The sequence below is a fragment of the Streptococcus sp. KR genome, from assembly GCF_002238115.1.
In the GTDB taxonomy this organism is placed as follows: Bacteria; Bacillota; Bacilli; order Lactobacillales; family Streptococcaceae; genus Streptococcus.
On record NZ_NGVM01000006.1, the window covers coordinates 20,513 to 40,562 of the forward strand.

At 43.0% G+C, this 20,050-nt stretch carries 13 protein-coding genes; 3 read left to right on the forward strand and 10 right to left on the reverse strand.

Annotated features, from left to right (window positions below):
* Positions 1-22 precede the first annotated feature (22 nt).
* On the reverse strand, positions 23-3,634 hold the full coding sequence (rpoB, locus tag CBI42_RS03165; RefSeq protein WP_033682367.1) for a DNA-directed RNA polymerase subunit beta: 3,612 nt from the start codon (positions 3,632-3,634) through the stop codon (positions 23-25).
* 448 nt (positions 3,635-4,082) lie between these two features.
* Here rpoB and CBI42_RS03170 point away from each other — a divergent pair, with 448 nt between their 5' ends.
* Positions 4,083-7,871, forward strand: coding sequence for a pullulanase (locus CBI42_RS03170; protein ID WP_094753242.1), 3,789 nt, complete (start codon positions 4,083-4,085; stop codon positions 7,869-7,871).
* A gap of 195 nt (positions 7,872-8,066) precedes the next feature.
* Here CBI42_RS03170 and CBI42_RS03175 read toward each other — a convergent pair whose 3' ends face one another.
* From CBI42_RS03175 to ruvB, 9 genes are all read right to left on the reverse strand, one after another.
* On the reverse strand, positions 8,067-9,125 hold the full coding sequence (locus CBI42_RS03175) for an LLM class flavin-dependent oxidoreductase (protein ID WP_049493958.1): 1,059 nt from the start codon (positions 9,123-9,125) through the stop codon (positions 8,067-8,069).
* 118 nt (positions 9,126-9,243) lie between these two features.
* Complete coding sequence (gene glmS, locus CBI42_RS03180) at positions 9,244-11,052, reverse strand: glutamine--fructose-6-phosphate transaminase (isomerizing) (RefSeq protein ID WP_094753243.1); 1,809 nt, start codon at positions 11,050-11,052, stop codon at positions 9,244-9,246.
* Between the two features lie 190 nt (positions 11,053-11,242).
* Positions 11,243-12,622: a 6-phospho-beta-glucosidase gene (gene bglA, locus CBI42_RS03185; RefSeq protein ID WP_094753244.1), complete on the reverse strand. Its 1,380-nt coding sequence runs from the start codon at positions 12,620-12,622 to the stop codon at positions 11,243-11,245.
* Positions 12,623-12,720: 98 nt separating this feature from the next.
* A complete protein-coding gene (locus CBI42_RS03190; RefSeq protein ID WP_042751734.1) occupies positions 12,721-14,574 on the reverse strand; it encodes a proline--tRNA ligase in 1,854 nt (617 codons plus the stop codon).
* A gap of 12 nt (positions 14,575-14,586) precedes the next feature.
* Entirely contained in the window at positions 14,587-15,846 is a 1,260-nt protein-coding gene (gene rseP / locus CBI42_RS03195; protein ID WP_094753245.1) for an RIP metalloprotease RseP, read from the reverse strand.
* A gap of 21 nt (positions 15,847-15,867) precedes the next feature.
* Complete coding sequence (locus tag CBI42_RS03200; protein WP_061589608.1) at positions 15,868-16,671, reverse strand: phosphatidate cytidylyltransferase; 804 nt, start codon at positions 16,669-16,671, stop codon at positions 15,868-15,870.
* 8 nt (positions 16,672-16,679) lie between these two features.
* On the reverse strand, positions 16,680-17,438 hold the full coding sequence (locus CBI42_RS03205) for an isoprenyl transferase (protein WP_049511702.1): 759 nt from the start codon (positions 17,436-17,438) through the stop codon (positions 16,680-16,682).
* Positions 17,439-17,781: 343 nt separating this feature from the next.
* A complete protein-coding gene (locus CBI42_RS03215) occupies positions 17,782-18,354 on the reverse strand; it encodes a nucleotidyltransferase family protein (protein ID WP_094753246.1) in 573 nt (190 codons plus the stop codon).
* Positions 18,335-19,333, reverse strand: a complete 999-nt coding sequence (gene ruvB / locus CBI42_RS03220; RefSeq protein ID WP_009014280.1) for a Holliday junction branch migration DNA helicase RuvB — start codon at positions 19,331-19,333, stop codon at positions 18,335-18,337. Before ruvB ends, CBI42_RS03215 begins: the two co-directional genes overlap by 20 nt.
* Before the next feature lie 122 nt (positions 19,334-19,455).
* Between ruvB and CBI42_RS03225 the strand changes: the two genes are divergently transcribed.
* Entirely contained in the window at positions 19,456-19,548 is a 93-nt protein-coding gene (locus tag CBI42_RS03225) for a type I toxin-antitoxin system Fst family toxin (protein WP_050101940.1), read from the forward strand.
* A gap of 342 nt (positions 19,549-19,890) precedes the next feature.
* Entirely contained in the window at positions 19,891-19,983 is a 93-nt protein-coding gene (locus CBI42_RS03230) for a type I toxin-antitoxin system Fst family toxin (protein WP_000970294.1), read from the forward strand.
* Positions 19,984-20,050: the final 67 nt, after the last annotated feature.

Below are 20,050 nucleotides of genomic sequence, written 5' to 3' on the forward strand. Positions count from 1 at the left end.
CTTTCTATTCTAAGTGAACTGCTTATTCTTGTTCAGCAGCTTCTTCTGTTGCTTCCGCTTTTGTTGCTTTCTCAGCTTCTTCAGCTTCAAAGGCTGCTTTAGCCTCTTGGGCTGCTTTTTCGCGGGCTTTTTCAAGGTCATCTACGTGGATGACATCTTCGTCCATTCCTTCATCCAAGTCGCGAAGTTCCACTTCTTGGTCATCTTCGTCAAGGACACGCATGTCAAGACCAAGAGATTGCAATTCTTTGACAAGAACTCGGAAGGATTCTGGAACACCTGGTTTTGGAATTGGTTTTCCTTTTGTGATAGCTTCATAGGCTTTCAAACGTCCGTTGATATCGTCAGACTTGTAAGTCAAGATTTCTTGAAGAACATTTGACGCACCGTAGGCTTCAAGAGCCCAAACCTCCATCTCACCGAAACGTTGTCCACCAAACTGAGCTTTACCTCCGAGTGGTTGTTGGGTAACAGTTGAGTAAGGTCCGACTGAACGAGCGTGCAATTTATCATCAACCATGTGGTGGAGTTTGATCATGTACATGACTCCGACAGAAACACGGTTATCAAACGGTTCCCCAGTACGTCCATCGTAAAGGATTGTTTTGGCATCGCTATCCATACCAGCTTCTTTAACAGTTGACCAAAGGTCTTCAGAACTTGCTCCGTCAAAGACAGGTGTTGCGATGTGAATACCAAGAGTACGAGCAGCCATACCAAGGTGGAGCTCCATAACCTGACCGATATTCATACGTGATGGCACCCCAAGTGGGTTCAACATGATATCGACTGGAGTTCCATCTGGAAGGTAAGGCATGTCTTCTACAGGAACGATACGAGAGACAACCCCTTTATTTCCGTGACGTCCGGCCATCTTATCTCCGACCTTGATCTTACGTTTTTGAGCGATGTAGACGCGAACCAGCATATTAACACCTGATTGCAATTCATCTCCATTTGCACGTGTAAAAATCTTAACATCACGAACGACACCATCAGCACCGTGTGGTACACGAAGAGAAGTATCACGCACTTCACGTGACTTGTCTCCAAAGATAGCGTGCAAGAGACGTTCTTCAGCTGAAAGGTCTTTCTCACCCTTAGGTGTTACTTTACCTACAAGGATATCACCTTCTTTAACCTCAGCACCGATACGGATAATACCCATTTCGTCAAGGTCTTTAAGGGCATCTTCACCAACGTTTGGAATTTCACGAGTGATTTCTTCAGGCCCAAGCTTTGTATCGCGTGTTTCTGATTCGTATTCTTCAAGGTGAACAGATGTGTAGACATCGTCTTTGACCAAGCGTTCGCTCATGATAACGGCATCCTCGAAGTTGTAACCTTCCCAAGTCATGTAGGCAACGATTGGGTTTTGTCCAAGCGCCATTTCTCCATTTTCCATAGAAGGTCCGTCAGCAATGAAATCGCCTTTTTCAACGACATCGCCAACTTTTACGAGAGTGCGTTGGTTGTATGCAGTACCTGAGTTTGAACGACGGAATTTTTGGATGTGGTAAACGTCCAATGAACCATCTTCACGACGAACTTCTACCTTGTCAGCATCTGCATAGGTAACTTTGCCGTCATACTGAGCAATCACAGCAGCTCCTGAATCGTGGGCTGCTTGGTATTCCATACCAGTACCAACGTAAGGTGCTTTTGGATTAATCAATGGCACAGCCTGACGTTGCATGTTGGCTCCCATGAGGGCACGGTTGGAGTCATCGTTTTCCAAGAAAGGAATACATGCTGTCGCAACGGCAACTACCTGTTTTGGTGATACATCCATGTAGTCAACAACATTAGCTGGATACTCTTGGTTGACCCCTTGGTGACGTCCCATGACAACTTTCTCAGCAAATGTTCCATCTTCATTCAGACGAGAATTAGCCTGTGCTACAGTAAATTCATCTTCTTCATCGGCTGTCAACCAAACGATTTCGTTTGTGACAACACCTGTTTCACGGTCAACTTTACGGTATGGTGTTTGAACAAATCCATATTTGTTCAAGTGTCCGTAAGATGACAAGTTGTTAATCAAACCGATGTTAGGTCCTTCAGGTGTCTCGATTGGACACATACGGCCATAGTGAGTGTAGTGCACGTCACGTACTTCATATCCAGCGCGGTCACGTGTCAAACCACCAGGTCCTAAGGCTGACAAACGACGTTTGTGTGACAACTCAGAAAGTGGGTTGTGTTGGTCCATGAACTGTGACAACTGTGATGAACCAAAGAATTCTTTAACCGCAGCTGTTACAGGACGAATATTGATGATTTGTTGTGGTGTCAAGACTTCGTTGTCCTGGACAGACATACGTTCACGGACATTACGTTCCATACGAGAAAGTCCAAGACGTACTTGGTTAGCAAGCAATTCACCAACCGCACGGATACGACGGTTTCCAAGGTGGTCGATATCATCTACACGGCCAAGCCCTTCAGCCAAGTTGAGGAAGTAGCTCATCTCAGCAAGGATATCTGCAGGAGTGACGATACGAACCTTGTCATCTGGATTAGCATTACCAATAATAGTTACAACACGGTCTGGATCAGTTGGAGCAACAACCTTGAATTTTTGAAGAACAACTGGCTCAGTCACAACGGCTGCATCATTTGGAATGTAGACAATCTTGTTCAAATCACCATCCAAATGGCTTTCAATGCTTTCAATCACGCTACGAGTCATGATTGTACCAGCTTCTACCAAGATTTCTCCAGTTTCAGGATCCACCAATGGCTCTGCAATAGTTTGGTTAAGCAAGCGTGTTTTAACATTGAGTTTTTTATTGATTTTGTAACGACCGACAGCTGCCAAGTCATAACGACGTGGGTCAAAGAAACGAGCTACAAGCAAGCTACGTGAGCTTTCAGCAGTCTTAGGCTCACCTGGACGAAGACGTTCGTAAATTTCTTTCAAAGCTTCGTCGGTACGAGAGTCCATTGGGTTCTTGTGGATATCTTTTTCAACAGTGTTGCGAACCAATTCGCTGTCACCAAAGATATCAAAGATTTCATCGTCACCTGAGAAACCAAGTGCACGAACCAAGGTTGTAAATGGAATCTTACGAGTACGGTCGATACGAGTGTAGGCGATATCTTTTGAGTCGCTTTCAAGTTCCAACCAAGCTCCACGGTTAGGGATAACAGTTGAACCGTAGCCCACTTTACCGTTTTTATCAACTTTATCGTTAAAGTAAACACCTGGTGAGCGGACCAACTGAGATACGATGATACGTTCACCACCATTGATGATGAAAGTACCCATTTCAGTCATGATTGGGAAATCACCAAAGAAAACTTCTTGGGTTTTGATTTCGCCTGTTTCTTTATTGATCAAGCGGAAGGTTACAAAAATTGGTGCTGAGTAGCTAGCATCGTGAATACGAGCTTCTTCTAGCGTATATTTTGGTTCCTTGATTTCATATCCAACAAATTCCAACTCCATTGTGTCTGTGAAGTTTGAAATTGGCAATACATCTTCAAACACTTCCTTCAGACCATGGTCTAGGAAATCTTTGAATGAGTCAGTTTGAATTTCAATCAAATTTGGTAAGTCAAGAACTTCTTTGATTCTTGAAAAACTACGACGGGTACGATGTTTCCCGTATTGAACGTCATGTCCTGCCAAGATGATTCTCCTTTGTAAATAAGTTCCAAGCCTTGTCAATCAGGCTTTTCTAATCGTCATATGGTTTTAAAAACCCCTATCACCGTGTCCTCTTGATAAATTTTCAGAATCTTTAAGTCTTTGTTACAAGTACTCAAAATCCTGAAAAAAAGCACAAAAAGAGCAGCTAAATCTGACTTTTTCAGAAGATTTAACTGCTGTGAGCCTTGTCTGGACAATATTTCAGACAAAACCTACGACAAATGATTAGTCATATTATACCCTATTTAGCTAGATTTTTCAAGGGGATTGACGAATTTTTGACAAAATCTTTTCCTATTAGAAAGACTAGCTAAATCGTAACAAAATCTGTTGCGATTTTTCTTTTATTTTAGTTTCAGGAAAACGCTTGCATATTCTTTTACTAAGTGCTATACTGATATAGAAATTTATTGATTGGAGAATCATTATGAGAAAAACACCATCTCACACTGAGAAAAAAATGGTTTACAGCATCCGTTCCCTCAAAAATGGAACTGGTTCTGTCCTTATTGGAGCAAGCCTTGTTCTGCTTGCCATGGCTACACCAACTATTTCAGCCAACGAAAATACTACAAGCAATAAGGGAACTAGTAATGAAACCACTACTGCCCTTGCACAGCCTCTTACTGATACAGCAACGAGCTCTGGTAAGAAGGAAAGTGATATTTCTTCGCCAAAAAATGCAAACGCTTCCCTAGAGAAAAAAGAAGAAAAACAACCTGCAACAGAGGCACCCACTCCGGCTGCAACTCCCGCCGATTCCGCACCACAAACCGGGCAAGAACGTTCCAATGAGCCAACTACTTCTACGAGTCCAGTAACGACTGAAACTAAGGCAGAAGAGCCAATAGAAGACAACTACTTCCGTATCCATGTCAAAAAGCTTCCTGAAGAAAACAAGGATGCTCAAGGACTATGGACTTGGGACGATGTTGAAAAACCATCTGAAAATTGGCCAAACGGAGCCTTGTCCTTCAAGGATGCCAAAAAAGATGACTATGGCTACTACCTAGATGTCAAATTAAAGGGAGAACAAGCCAAGAAAATTAGCTTCCTCATCAATAATACAGCTGGGAAAAATCTAACCGGCGATAAATCGGTAGAAAAACTGTCACCAAAGATGAATGAGTCTTGGTTGGACCAAGATCACAAGGTTTTCTCTTACGAGCCACAACCTGCAGGAACTATTCGCGTCAACTACTACCGTACAGATGGCAACTATGACAAGAAATCTCTCTGGTACTGGGGAGATGTGAAAAATCCAAGTAGTGGTGAATGGCCTAACGGAACAGACTTTACGGCTACAGGCAAATATGGTCGCTATATTGATATTCCACTCAAAGATGCAGCAAAAGATCTTGGATTTTTATTACTAGACAGAAACAAACAAGGAGACGATGTGAAAATCCGTAAAGAAGATTATAAGTTCACAGATTTGAAAAATCATAGCCAAATTTTCCTAAAAGATGATGACGAAACCATCTACACCAACCCCTACTATGTGCACGATATCCGTATGACAGGAGCCCAACACGTAGGCACTTCTAGCATTGAGAGTAGTTTTTCAACACTTGTCGGTGCTAAAAAAGAAGATATCCTCAAACACTCCAGCATCACTAATCATCTAGGAAACAAAGTAACTATCACTGACGTTACAATCGATGAGGCTGGTAAGAAAGTGACCTACAGCGGAGATTTCTCTGACACAAAACATCCTTATACCGTTAGCTACAACTCTGACAAATTCACTACCAAAACAAGCTGGCGTCTTAAAGATGAGACTTACAGCTATGATGGTAAACTTGGAGCTGACCTCAAAGAAGAAGGAAAACAGGTTGATTTAACTCTATGGTCACCAAGTGCTGATAAGGTTTCTGTTGTTGTCTACGACAAGAATAACCCTGAAAAAGTGGTTGGAACTGTCGCTCTTGAAAAAGGTGAAAAAGGAACCTGGAAACAAACTCTGAATGAAAACTCTGGTCTCGGCATCAGCAATTACACTGGCTACTACTACCACTACCAAATCGAGCGCCAAGGTAAAACTGTTCTTGCACTCGATCCTTACGCTAAATCCCTCGCTGCTTGGAATAGTGACGATGCCAAGATTGACGATGCCCATAAAGTTGCTAAAGCTGCCTTTGTAGATCCAGCTAAACTAGGACCTCAAGACTTGACTTATGGTAAGATTCGCAACTTCAAATCGCGCGAAGATGCTGTCATCTATGAAGCTCATGTGCGTGACTTCACTTCAGATCCTGCCATCGCAAAAGATTTGACTAAGCCATTTGGTACCTTTGAAGCCTTTATCGAAAAACTAGACTATCTCAAAAACTTGGGTGTAACCCACATCCAGCTCCTTCCAGTCTTGTCTTACTACTTTGTCAATGAGTTGAAGAACCACGAACGCTTATCTGACTATGCTTCAAGCAACAGCAACTACAACTGGGGATATGACCCTCAAAACTACTTCTCCTTGACTGGTATGTACTCAAGCGACCCTAAGAATCCAGAAAAACGAATCGCAGAATTTAAAAACCTCATCAACGAGATCCACAAACGTGGCATGGGAGCTATCCTGGATGTAGTGTATAACCATACAGCCAAGGTCGATATCTTTGAAGATTTAGAGCCAAACTACTACCACTTTATGGATGCTGATGGGACACCTCGCACTAGCTTTGGTGGTGGACGCTTGGGGACAACCCACCATATGACCAAACGGCTCCTAGTTGACTCTATCAAATATCTAGTTGATACCTACAAAGTAGATGGCTTCCGTTTCGATATGATGGGAGACCATGATGCAGCTTCTATCGAAGAAGCATACAAGGCTGCACGCGCCCTCAATCCAAATCTAATCATGCTGGGTGAAGGTTGGAGAACCTATGCTGGTGATGAAAATATGCCTACTAAAGCTGCTGACCAAGATTGGATGAAACATACCGATACTGTCGCAGTCTTCTCAGACGACATCCGTAACAACCTCAAGTCTGGTTATCCAAACGAAGGTCAACCTGCCTTTATCACAGGCGGCAAGCGTGATATCAACACTATCTTCAAAAATCTCATTGCTCAACCAACCAACTTTGAAGCAGATAGTCCTGGAGATGTCATCCAATACATCGCAGCCCATGATAACTTGACCCTCTTTGACATCATTGCCCAGTCTATCAAAAAAGATCCAAGCAAAGCTGAGAACTATGCTGAAATTCACCGTCGTTTGCGACTTGGAAACCTCATGGTCTTGACAGCTCAAGGAACTCCATTTATCCACTCTGGTCAGGAATATGGTCGCACCAAACAATTCCGTGACCCAGCCTACAAGACTCCAGTAGCAGAGGACAAACAACCAAACAAATCTCACCTGTTGCGTGATAAGGATGGCAATCCATTTGACTATCCTTACTTCATCCATGACTCTTACGATTCGAGTGATGCTATTAACAAGTTTGACTGGACTAAGGCTACAGATGGAAAAGCATATCCTGAAAATGTCAAGAGCCGTGACTACATGAAAGGTCTGATTGCCCTTCGTCAATCTACAGATGCCTTCCGACTTAAGAGTCTCCAAGATATTAAAGACCGTGTTCATCTCATCACTGTCCCAGGCCAAAATGGCGTGGAAAAAGAAGACGTAGTAATTGGCTACCAAATCACTGCTCCAAATGGAGACATCTATGCCGTCTTTGTCAATGCTGACGAAAAAGCCCGCGAATTTAATTTGGGAACTGCCTTTGCCCACCTCAGAAATGCTGAAGTTTTGGTAGATGAAAACCAAGCAGGACCAGTAGGAATTACCAACCCAAAAGGACTCGAATGGACTGAAAAAGGCTTGAAATTAAACGCCCTTACAGCTACTGTTCTTCGAGTCTCTCAAGGCGGTGCCATTGTTGCCCCAGCTATAGAAGAAAAAACAGAATTTGATCTTTCTAGCTTAAAACAAGAACACGGTCAAAATAACAGCCAAGACAATATGTCAAACCGAGTAGTCAAACCGGAACAGCAAACTCCTGCTCCACAAACTAAACCTGATTCTGCAAAACCAGATACAAAAGTAGCTGATGCAGAAAATAAACCTAACCAAGCTACAGCTGATTCACAAGCTGAACTACCAAATACAGGAACCAAAAATGATCACAAACTCCTGTTTGCAGGAATTAGTCTCCTTGCTCTTCTAGGTCTCGGGTTCTTGCTAAAAAACAAAAAAGAGAACTAAACTAGCCCTCCTATAGAACTATCCCCCAAGCCATAACGCTCGGGGGATTGATTTTTATACAATATTTGTCGTCCTAATAAGCTTGATTAGGATTTTTTATTAATACTCTTCGAAAATCTCTTCAAACCACGTCAGCTTCACCTTGCCGTACTCAAGTACAGCCTGCGGCTAGCTTCCTAGTTTGCTCTTTGATTTTCATTGAGTATAAGCCTCTTTCATGGCAAAATAAGCCCGTACTTTGGGTGCCACTTGTGTGCCGAAGAGTTCAATAGCTCTCAAAACTTGTTCATGAGGCATAGAACCAAGCGGTAGGTGGAGCATGAAGCGGTCCAAACCTAAGTCCTCAATCATGCGAATCAATTTTTCTGCCACCTGATCTGGATTGCCCACAAACATGGCGCCATTTTGTCCTACTTGCTCCAAATATTGCTCATAACGCAATTCCTGCCAGTGCGGACGGTCTTTGGAAATCGCATCCACCACTTGCTTAGTCGGATGGAAATAATCTTTCACCGCCTGCTCGCCATCTTCAGCAATCCAACCCCAAGAATGGGCTCCAACCTTTAGCTCATGACTGGCATGGCCCGCTTCGCTCCCAATCTCACGGTAAGCCTGAATCAACTTTTTAAAATAACGAGGGTTACCACCAATAATGGCATAGACAATCGGTAGGCCTGCCTGAGCAATCTTCACTGTTGATTCGACATGACCACCTGTCGCTATCCACAAGGGTAATTTATCCTGAACTGGACGAGGATAGACTTCTTTGCTAGAGATTGTTTGGGTCAATCGACCTTGCCAGTCTAACTTGGTCTTTTCATTGACTAACTGAAGCAAGTCTAATTTCTCATCAAAAAGGGCTCCGTAGTCTTTCAAATCATAGCCAAACAAGGGAAAAGATTCCGTGAAAGAACCCCTTCCAGCCATAATCTCCGCACGTCCATTTGACAAAGCATCGATAGTGGCATATTGTTGGAACAAACGAATCGGATCCATGCTCGAGAGAATGCTGACCGCACTGGTCAAACGAATTTTCTTGGTATTGACTGCCCCAGCTGCCAGGATAATCTCTGGGGCTGATACCGCAAAATCCGCTCGATGGTGCTCACCAATCCCATACACATCCAAACCAATCTTGTCAGCCAGTTCAATCTCTGCCACCAACTGGCGAATACGTTCGGCATGACTGTAAGTCTGTCCAGTCCCTTCAAGCTCCGTTGTTTCCCCAAATGTTGAAATTCCCAATTCTACCATTGTGATTCTCCCTGTCTACCTCTGTCCTTCAATTTGAAAAATTATTCTAACACGAATCTTGAGTACAAGCAACCAATTTGCTCACAAGAAAAAGCCTAGATAACTAGACTTTTTTAGCTTATTCTACCGTTACTGACTTAGCAAGGTTACGTGGTTTATCCACATCAAGACCACGGTGGAGTGTTGCAAAGTAAGCGACTAATTGCGTTGGCACGACCATTGAAATTGGTGAGAGGTAAGGGTGGACGGTCGTAAGAACGATGTCGTCTGTATCTTTGGCAACATTTTCTTCTGCGATAGTGAGGACTTTGGCACCACGGGCTGCGACCTCTTGGATATTTCCACGAGTATGGTTAGCAAGGACTGGATCTGACAAGAGGGCCAAAACAGGCGTTCCTTCTTCAATCAAGGCAATAGTTCCGTGCTTGAGTTCTCCTGCCGCAAAGCCTTCACACTGGATGTAAGAAATCTCTTTGAGTTTGAGACTTGCTTCCATGGCTACATAGTAATCTTGACCACGTCCGATATAAAAGGCGTTGCGAGTTGTTTCAAGAAGATCACGAACCTTGGCTTCGATGGTTTCTTTCTCTGAAAGAGTTGATTCGATAGACTGAGCTACAATTGACAACTCATGCACCAAATCAAAGGCTTGCGCTTTGGCATTGCCATTTGCTTCTCCGACTGCTTTTGCAAGGAAGGCAAGGGCTGCGATTTGTGCTGTATAGGCTTTAGTTGATGCCACGGCAATTTCAGGACCTGCGTGAAGGAGCATGGTATGGTTGGCTTCACGTGAAAGGGTTGAACCAGGAACGTTTGTCACTGTCAAGCTTGGGATTCCCATTTCATTAGCCTTAACCAAAACCTGACGGCTATCCGCTGTTTCACCAGACTGGCTGATAAAGATGAAGAGTGGTTTCTTGCTGAGGAGTGGCATACCGTAGCCCCACTCAGATGAAATTCCAAGCTCAACTGGTGTATCCGTCAATTCTTCCAACATCTTCTTAGAAGCAAATCCTGCATGGTAAGATGTTCCAGCTGCAAGGATGTAGATGCGGTCTGCGTCTTGAACAGCCTTGATGATAGCTGGGTCTACGACAACTTGACCAGCCTCATCTGTGTAGGCTTGGATGAGTTTACGCATAACAGTTGGTTGCTCATCGATTTCCTTGAGCATGTAGTAAGGATAAGTTCCCTTACCGATATCTGACAAATCAAGCTCAGCAGTGTAGCTAGCACGCTCACGACCATTACCATCATAGTCTTGAACCTCTACACTATCAGCCTTGACGATGACCAACTCTTGGTCATGGATTTCCATGTATTGGTTGGTTTCACGAATCATAGCCATGGCATCTGAGCAGACCATGTTATAGCCTTCTCCAAGACCAATCAAAAGTGGTGATTTATTTTTAGCTACGTAGATGACTTCAGGATCTTGTGAGTCAACCAAGGCAAAAGCATAAGAACCACGGATAATGTGAAGAGCTTTTTTGAAGGCTTCAAGAACTGAGAGACCTTCTTCTTCAGCAAATTTCCCAATCAAGTGAACAGCGATTTCTGTATCTGTTTGCCCCTTGAAGTGGTGACCTGCAAGGTATTCTTCCTTAATTTCAAGGTAGTTCTCAATCACCCCATTGTGCACCAAAACAAAACGTTCAGTCTCAGAGCGATGTGGGTGAGCATTGTCTTCCGTTGGTTTCCCGTGAGTTGCCCAACGAGTATGTCCGATACCAGTTGTTCCCTCCACACCAGCTGTCTTAGCAGACAATTCTGCGATACGACCTACAGCTTTGACTAGATGGTTTTCAGCACCACCTAGGACAAAAATTCCCGCAGAATCATAACCACGGTATTCAAGCTTTTCAAGCCCTTGAATCAAAATATCAGTTGCATTTGTGTTTCCAACAACACCAACAATTCCACACATAGTATATACGACACAGACAAGCTGTGCTTTCTCCTTAAATTGGTATAGTCTAATTCTTCTTTTACAGAATCAGCAAAAACAGTATATACTTGTTTCTTTCACTTGTCAAGAGTAAAAATTGGTATAGTTCAAATCAGCCTTCTGTAATCAAAAAACTCTGACCAATTAAAATCATCAGTCAGAGTCTTTTTTAAAATCCATTATTATCACTTAATTCCTTGAACCAGTGGCCTGATTTCTTCAGACGGCGTTCTTGCGTTTCCAAGTCTAGTTCGACCAAACCATAGCGATTTTTATAGCTGTTGAGCCATGACCAACAGTCAATAAAGGTCCAGATTAAGTATCCTTTACAGTTGGCTCCATTTTCAATAGCACGGTGTAGTTCACGAAGATGACCTTTTACAAAGTCAATACGGTAATCATCTTGAATCATCCCATCTTGACGGAATTTTTCTTCCCCTTCAACACCCATGCCATTCTCTGTCAACATCCACTCGATATTGCCATAGTTTTCCTTGATATTTTGGGCGATGTCATAAATCCCTTGCTCATAAATTTCCCAGCCACGGTGAGGATTGATTTTACGTCCAGGCATCACATAAGGCTCGTAAAAATGTTCTGGCAAAAGTGGACTCTCTGGATGCTTAGCAAATCGAGGAGCCATAACACGCAAAGGTTGATAGTAGTTGACACCAAGGAAGTCCACAGTATTGTCACGAATGATATCCAACTCCTCCTCTGTAGCATCAGGCAAGAGACCGTATTCATGTAAGATTTCTACCAACTCCTGTGGATAAGTCCCCAAAACAGACGGATCTAAGAAAGATTGGGCCTGAAAAAGGTCCGCAATACGAGCAGCCTTGACATCAGCAGGATGCTGGCTACGTGGATAAGCCGGTGTCAAGTTGAGGACAATCCCAATCTTAGAGTCAGGCAAGAGTTCATGACAGGCCTTAACCGCCCGACTGCTGGCCAATTGTGTATGATAAGCTACTTTAACGGCTGCCTCTGCATCCACCTTATGTGGATAATGGGCATCGTAAAAATAGCCAAATTCTACTGGAACGATTGGCTCGTTAAAGGTAATCCATTGATCCACTAAATCTCCATAAGTCTCAAAACAGAAACGAGCATAGTCTTCATAGGCTGAAACTGTCGCCTTATTTTCCCAACCATCACCAGCTTCTTGAAGAGCAAAAGGCAAGTCAAAGTGGTAGAGATTGACTAAAAGACGAATCCCTTTGGCCTTAATAGCCTCAAAAACCTTACGATAGAAATCCACACCTTGAGGATTGACTTTTCCACAGCCTTGTGGAAAAATCCGTGACCACTGGATAGAAGTCCGAAAGGCTGTGTGACCAGTCTCTAACAAAAGCTCAATATCCTGCTCCCAGTTTTCATAAAAGGTTGATGTTTTATCTGGACCAATCCCATTATAGTAACGATTTGGCTCCACTTGGTACCAATAATCCCAGAGATTATCTCCCTTACCGTCACCAGCTATACGTCCTTCTGTCTGTGGCCCAGAAGTAGAGGATCCCCAGACAAAATCCTTTGGAAACCTTAGCATACATTTACCTCTTTATCTACTCATTTTTCCCATTATACAGAAAAAACAAGGTAAAAACTAGTTACATTTTTTCCTTGTTTTTCTTCTGATTATAGTTTTTATTTCTTGCTGAGGATTTCAAGCGTTTCAAGCAAGTTATCTGCATGAACCTCGATGGTGTCACCAGTCGCTTTAATCTTAACTTCTACGATGCCATCAGCTGCTTTCTTCCCAACAGTGATACGGATTGGCAATCCAATCAAGTCACTGTCGCTAAATTTAACTCCCACACGTTCGTTGCGGTCATCCGTCAAGACTTCGTAACCAGCTCCCATCAAGCTTGCTTCAAGCTTTTCTGTCAAAGCTTGCGCTTCTTCGTCCTTGACATTGACAGTGATCAAGTGAACATCAAATGGCGCCAATTCTTTAGGGAAATTGATTCCCCAAGCGTAACGGTATTCACCTTTTGGCGTTTTATTAACAAAGAGGCGAGCGTGTTGCTCCATCACTGCTGAAAGGAGACGGCTGACACCGATACCGTAACATCCCATGATAATTGGCACAGCACGGCCATTTTCATCCAAAACATCTGCTCCCATGCTTGCTGAGTAACGAGTACCGAGTTTGAAGATGTGACCAATTTCGATACCACGCGCAAAGTTAAGGACACCTTGCCCGTCTGGGGAAATTTCACCCTCACGAACTTCACGAATATCCACATATTCTGCAGTAAAGTCACGACCTGGGTTCACACCAGTCAAGTGGTAGCCATCCTCGTTAGCACCCACAACTGCATTGCGAACATCTTGCACCTTACGGTCTGCAATGATTTTAACATTCTCTGGTAAACCAACTGGGCCAAGTGAACCAAATCCTGCTTGAACAACACTTGCCACTTCTTCTTCGCTAGCAACGTCAAAGAAATCTGCTCCCAAATGGTTTTTCAACTTGACTTCATTGAGCTGGTCATTTCCAACTAGAAGGGCTGCAACAAGCTCCCCATCTGCCATATAGAAGAGGGTTTTGATCGTTTGTTCTTCTGGAACATTGAGGAAGGCTGCCACTTCATCAATTGATTTAACATCTGGTGTTGCGACACGAGTCACTTCTTCTTCAGCGACAACACGGTTGCTTGGTTTGTACTCGTTTGTTGCCATTTCCAAGTTAGCTGCATAGCTAGACTCACTTGAGTAAGCAATGGTATCTTCACCAGAAACCATCCATTTGAGCAATTCTGCCTTGATTTCTTCTTGCACTTCTGCAGGAATTTCATCAAATGAGGTAACTGACTTGTCCAAAACAACCCATCGGTCAAGGTCTGTACGAGCAGGTGTAATAGCCATAAATTCTTGGCTGTCCTTACCACCCATGGCTCCACCGTCACCGATGATAGCCTTGAAATCTAAACCACTACGAGTGAAAATACGCTCATAAGCAGCCTTGTACTCATCGTAAACACTGTCCAAGCTATCATAGTTAGCGTGGAAACTGTAAGCATCTTTCATGATAAACTCACGTGTACGGAGTAGTCCATTACGTGGGCGTTTTTCATCACGATACTTAGGCTGGATTTGATAAAGGTTAAGCGGCAATTGCTTGTAAGACTTAACAGAATCACGGACAATAGCTGTAAAGGTTTCTTCGTGAGTTGGACCTAGGATAAAGTCTGATTTTTCACGGTTTTTTAGTTTGTAAAGGTCTTCACCATAAGTTTCATAACGACCTGATTCGCGCCACAATTCTGCACTAAGAAGGGCAGGAGCCAACATCTCAACGGCACCAATCTTGTCGAATTCTTGGCGCATGATGTTTTTAGCTTTTTCAATCACACGGTTAGCAAGTGGTAGGTAAGAATAAACGCCTGCTGAAACTTGGCGAACATAACCAGCTCGCAACATAAGAGCGTGGCTGATAACTTGAGCATCGCTTGGCATTTCGCGAAGCGTTGGGATAGGCATTTTACTTTGTTTCATAATATTCCTCGATTATCTAAAAAAGAGTCGCATGATGTCATTCCAGGTCACAGCAATCATCAAGACAACCATGATGACCACTCCGGCCAAGGTGACATAGGTTTCAATTTCTTGTTTCAATGGTTTGCGGCGAATGGCTTCTAGGATATTGAGCACAATCTTACCACCATCCAGGGCTGGAATCGGAATAAGATTAAAAATCCCAATATTGATGGAAATTATTGCCAAGAAGTACAAGACATTCTCAATTCCATTTTTAGCAGCATCACTACTTGCCTTAAAGAGGGCAACAGGTCCACCTAGCTTGTTCAAATCCGGTTGGAAAATCAGATTTTTCAGTGCTGAGAGAATTCGGAGGGCCGAGTCAGCAGCAGTTGTAAAACCACCTACAAACATAGATACAAAATCTGACTTAATCCCCGGTTGAACACCTAGAAGGTAACGGCCTTGACTTTCTTCCGGAGTAACAGTGACTTGTTTGTCACTACCCTTTTCAGAAATAGTCACATCCAAGGTCGGGGCCGTCTTATCTTTGGTTTCTGATTCCACAGCCTGAATCAAACTTTCCCAGTTGCTAACCTCATGTGAGCCAATTTTGGTAATTTGTGCCGTTTCTGGTACTCCCACCTTAGCCAAGGCCCCTTGGGGCATAATATGGAACTGGTTGGTATCGACATCTCTGACACCACCCTGCATGAAGATTAAAATCCAGAAAACAACAACCCCTAAGATAAAGTTGTTCATAGGGCCTGCAAAATTAGTAATGAGTTTCCCCCAGATAGTCGCATTTTGATATTGAACATCTAAAGGTGCAATCCGAACCTCAGTACCGTCTGCTTCCACAACCGTTGCATCGTGATCCACTGCAAATGTTTTTTCTTCTTCCAGAACCAGTCCTTTGATAAAGAGCTTGTCTTCAAAGTCAAATTGGGTCACCTGCATAGGAAGAGCTGTTTGATCCAATTTTTTACCTGAGAGATTGATGCGTTTAACCTTACCATCATCAGTAAGCGTCAAACTGACAGGAGTTCCTGTCTTAATTTCAGTTGTATCATCACCCCAACCGGCCATGCGAACATAGCCACCCAGAGGCAAGATTCGAATGGTATAGGCCGTTCCATCCTTGCCAGTGTGAGCAAAGATCTTGGGTCCCATACCAATGGCAAATTCACGCACTAGAATCCCTGATTTCTTGGCAAAGTAGAAGTGTCCAAACTCGTGCACCACCACAATAATCCCGAAAACCAGAATAAAGGTCAAAATTCCGAGCATAGTATTTCCTCCGTCTTTTGATTAAAAGAGTCCAAATAAGTGCATGATTGGAAATACGAGCAGCATACTATCGAAACGATCCAAAACACCACCATGTCCAGGGATAAATTTCCCAGAATCCTTGACACCAAAGTGACGCTTGATCGAACTTTCTAGTAAATCACCAAATTGTCCAGCAATGCTAAAGAAAATAGCAAAGACTGACATCTTGTAAATTCCATACGGAAGAGCAACTGTATTGTCAACCATCATAAAGATGATGGTTACTAAAATAGCACCTAAAATGCCACCCAAGGCACCCTCAAAGGTTTTATTTGGAGAAACCGTTGGAGCCAGTTTCCGTTTCCCAAAGTTCATCCCAGTAAGATAGGCACCACTGTCGGTAGCCCAGACGATACACAAGGCCAATAGAGCCTTATCTAAACCTGCAACGCGAGCATCTAGTAAAGCATTAAATCCAAAGCCTACATAGAAACTCATAGCAAGAGGAAAAACAGCGTCCTCAATCGTATAAGACTTGCTAAAAACAGTCGTTCCTAACATGATTGAAATCAACACACTATAAGCAACAACATTCCCATCAACTGGTAAAAAAGTCAGATAATTCTCCAAGGGAATGGTTAAGGCAAAGGTTGCAAAGAGGGTCAAGAGGCCCTCCATAGTCATGGTCTCTAGACCTCTCATCTTCAAAAGTTCATGCATGGCTAGCATGGCTATGATTCCAATTGCTATCTGAAGCAAGAGTCCCCCAATCATTAAAATTGGTAGGAAAATAGCCAGGGCAATCCCTGCAAACAAGGTTCTTTTCTGTAAATCCTGTGTCATATTTCCTCCTAAACTCCTCCAAATCGGCGATGACGACGATTGTAGGCAAGAATGGCTTCCTGCAAGGCCGCCTCGTCAAAATCAGGCCACAAGGTGTCCGTAAAATAGAGCTCACTATAGGCTCCCTGCCAGGGAAGGAAATTACTCAAACGCAATTCTCCACTAGTACGGATAATCAAGTCCGGGTCTCGTAAGTCCTTAGGCAAATGCTGGGTAAAGAGATAGTTGCCAATCAATTCCTCTGTGATGTCGCCTGGGTTGATTTTGGCATCTAACACATCCTGGGAAATCAACTTAAGAGCCTGTGTAATCTCAGCACGTCCACCATAGTTGAGGGCAAAATTAAGAATCAATCCTGTGTTGTTCTTAGTCAATTCCTCAGCCTTGGTCAGAGCTTCAAAGGTTTGCTTAGGTAGGCGGTCCGTTTCCCCAATCATTTGAATCTTAACATTATTAGCATGCAATTCCGGGACATAATTATCATAAAACTCTACTGGCAAGTTCATGATAAACTTGACTTCCTGATCTGGGCGGGTCCAGTTTTCTGTAGAAAAAGCATAAACTGTAATAACCTTAACGCCCAGTTTGTTGGCTGCCTTGGTCACAGTTTGCAATGCTTCCATGCCCGCCTTGTGTCCGAAGACTCGCGGTTGCATACGTTTTTTAGCCCAACGGCCATTGCCATCCATGATAATGCCGATATGAGCAGGAATCTGTGTCGGAACTTCTACTTCCACAGCCTTATCTTTCTTAAAAAATCCAAACATGATCTTATTCCTATTCAAAAATCTATCGTTTCATTATACCATATTTCCCTATTTTCTTCTATCACTAAGCTATTTATACTCTTCGAAAATCTCTTCAAACCACGTCAGCTCTATCTGCAACCTCAAAACAGTGTTTTGAGCAACCTGCGGTTATCTTCCTAGTTTGCTCTTTGATTTTCATTGAGTATTATTCTCAGGCGCAAAGCCCATTTTTCAAAAAAATAAGTCGCCTGATTGGGCGACTCTATTTTATAGGGAGATTATTATGAAAAAGTTTTAGGAGTTTAAGTTAAGGTCTTCTTAACTTATGGACTTAGTATACACTCCCTAGCTTAAAGTTTCCTTAAGTATTTTTAAAAATCAAATTTTTCCATTTCTCCTGCCAATTTTTCTTGGATAGACGTGTTCGATAAAGTTCCATTCGGTCTTCATTTTCTAAGAAATGAGGAGTTGGACGAACTTGAAAATTCAAAATATCCTCCAAACCATAAGGTGCATAGAGTTCAAAATCGGATTTTTTATTCAAGCGTAGTCCAACAGCCGTACATCGTTCTGGATACTTACTCATGGCATCACGGGAACTGGTATAGGGAGCAGTATGAGGGCTGTGCTGGTGCATATAGACTTGATTTTTCAACTCCCACTGGTACTGAGGAAAATCCTCTCGCAGTTTTTTCTCTAGGGACAAGGTTTCCTCATAAGAAAGATTTGGATCAAAGAAAATCACATCTACATCTGTTTCACAGTCAAAAGGGGATTTGTCTGACAAGAGATTCCAGATAAAATTTCTGACAGAACCTGCTGCCAACCACGAATCTTTCAACTCCAGGTTTCGGATGATAGTCAGAATAGCCATCATATCTGGATTTTTTCCAAAAGCCTCTAGAATTTCTTTCTTATTTTTCATTGTACTCATACCCCAAATGCTCATATGCCTTAGCAGTCGCCACCCGTCCAGACCGTGTCCGCATAATAAAACCTTTTTGAATCAAGTAAGGCTCATACATATCTTCAACTGTCTCACGTTCTTCTGCTATGTTAACAGAAAGAGTTCCTAAGCCGACGGGACCACCACCGTACATCTCAATCATGGTCCGAAGAATTTTCTGGTCCACATAGTCCAGACCTTCATGGTCAACATCCAGCATGGTCAGAGCCTTATCGGTAATAACATCATCGATAACCCCATTCCCCATAATCTGGGCAAAATCGCGCACGCGCTTGAGGAGACGATTGGCAATACGAGGAGTACCTCGACTACGTAGGGCCAGCTCAGAAGCTGCCTCATGAGTAATTTCCATCTCAAAAATATCTGCCGTCCGCTCAACAATTTCTGTCAAGTCAGCATGGGCATAGTATTCCATATGCCCCGTAATCCCAAAACGTGCCCGTAGAGGATTTGACAGCATACCAGCCCGAGTCGTCGCACCAATCAAGGTAAAAGGTGGCAACTCCAAATGAACACTGCGACTGCCTTCACCAGCCCCAATCATGATGTCAATGTAGAAGTCCTCCATAGCACTATAAAGCACCTCTTCCACCGACATGGGCAAGCGATGAATCTCATCAATAAAAAGGACATCCCCAGGCTCTAAGTCATTCAAAATCGCTACCAAATCACCAGCTTTTTCGATAACAGGACCCGACGTCTGCTTGAGATTGACACCCAGTTCGTTTGCAATAACAAAGGCCATGGTCGTCTTCCCCAAACCTGGAGGCCCGAAAAGGAGCACATGATCCAGCGCTTCATCCCGCATTTTAGCGGCTTCGATAAAGATTTGAAGCTGGTCCTTAACCTTATCCTGCCCGATATATTCACGTAAATACTGAGGACGGAGCGTGCGTTCTACTAACTCCTCATCCCCCATTATCTCATTATCTAAAATTCTGCTCATGTTTCTATTATAGCAAAAATCCAAGCCACAAACAAAAAAGCCACCTGATTAGATGACCCCCGAATTTAGCACTTTATTCTACATCACTGCTTCATCGCCTGCGATAGGAAGTAAGATAGCCCATGATGGAACTAATCCTTAAAACTATCATCGGACCAATTGTGGTCGGTGTTGTTCTTCGATTAGTCGATAAATGGCTAAACAAGGACAAATAGTGTCAAAAAAGACCTCAAGCTTAATGTGGAAGTTAGCTTGAGGTCTTTTCTAGCCTATGATATAGAACTAGTACTCAATTCCTTTTTATTATCCCACAGTTCACAAAATTTGTCAAAGTTTTATATCCTCATCTACTCAGCTTCTCTAACTTTAGAATCTGTCCAATAAAGTTTATAAGATTGAGATAAAGTTATGGAAAAATGATGTTTAAAAAACTCCCGAAAAGCCTGAAATAGAGGCAAAAAACTCCACCTAATTAAGCGACTTCCGACTTTAGCACGTATGTGGTATAATATTGTTCGGCACTGCTACACCGCCTACGAAAGGAGGTGAATTAGCCCATGATGGAACTAATCCTTAAAACTATCATCGGACCGATTGTGGTCGGTGTCATCCTTCGCTTAGTCGATAAATGGCTAAACAAAGATAGATAGTGTCAAAAAAGACCCCAAGCTTAATGTGGAAGTTAGCTTGGGGTCTTTTCTAGTCCATGATATAGAA

Bases quoted from the DNA above. Each gene is read 5' to 3' on its own strand.
- CBI42_RS03175 (WP_049493958.1), bottom strand. From the start codon at position 9,125: ATGGTAGAATTGGGAATTTCAACATTTGGGGAAACAACGGAGCTTGAA.
- bglA (WP_094753244.1), bottom strand. From the start codon at position 12,622: ATGCTAAGGTTTCCAAAGGATTTTGTCTGGGGATCCTCTACTTCTGGG.
- CBI42_RS03215 (WP_094753246.1), bottom strand. From the start codon at position 18,354: ATGAGTACAATGAAAAATAAGAAAGAAATTCTAGAGGCTTTTGGAAAA.
- CBI42_RS03205 (WP_049511702.1), bottom strand. From the start codon at position 17,438: ATGTTTGGATTTTTTAAGAAAGATAAGGCTGTGGAAGTAGAAGTTCCG.
- CBI42_RS03170 (WP_094753242.1), top strand. From the start codon at position 4,083: ATGAGAAAAACACCATCTCACACTGAGAAAAAAATGGTTTACAGCATC.
- CBI42_RS03230 (WP_000970294.1), top strand. From the start codon at position 19,891: ATGATGGAACTAATCCTTAAAACTATCATCGGACCGATTGTGGTCGGT.
- CBI42_RS03200 (WP_061589608.1), bottom strand. From the start codon at position 16,671: ATGACACAGGATTTACAGAAAAGAACCTTGTTTGCAGGGATTGCCCTG.
- CBI42_RS03190 (WP_042751734.1), bottom strand. From the start codon at position 14,574: ATGAAACAAAGTAAAATGCCTATCCCAACGCTTCGCGAAATGCCAAGC.
- ruvB (WP_009014280.1), bottom strand. From the start codon at position 19,333: ATGAGCAGAATTTTAGATAATGAGATAATGGGGGATGAGGAGTTAGTA.
- CBI42_RS03225 (WP_050101940.1), top strand. From the start codon at position 19,456: ATGATGGAACTAATCCTTAAAACTATCATCGGACCAATTGTGGTCGGT.
- glmS (WP_094753243.1), bottom strand. From the start codon at position 11,052: ATGTGTGGAATTGTTGGTGTTGTTGGAAACACAAATGCAACTGATATT.
- rseP (WP_094753245.1), bottom strand. From the start codon at position 15,846: ATGCTCGGAATTTTGACCTTTATTCTGGTTTTCGGGATTATTGTGGTG.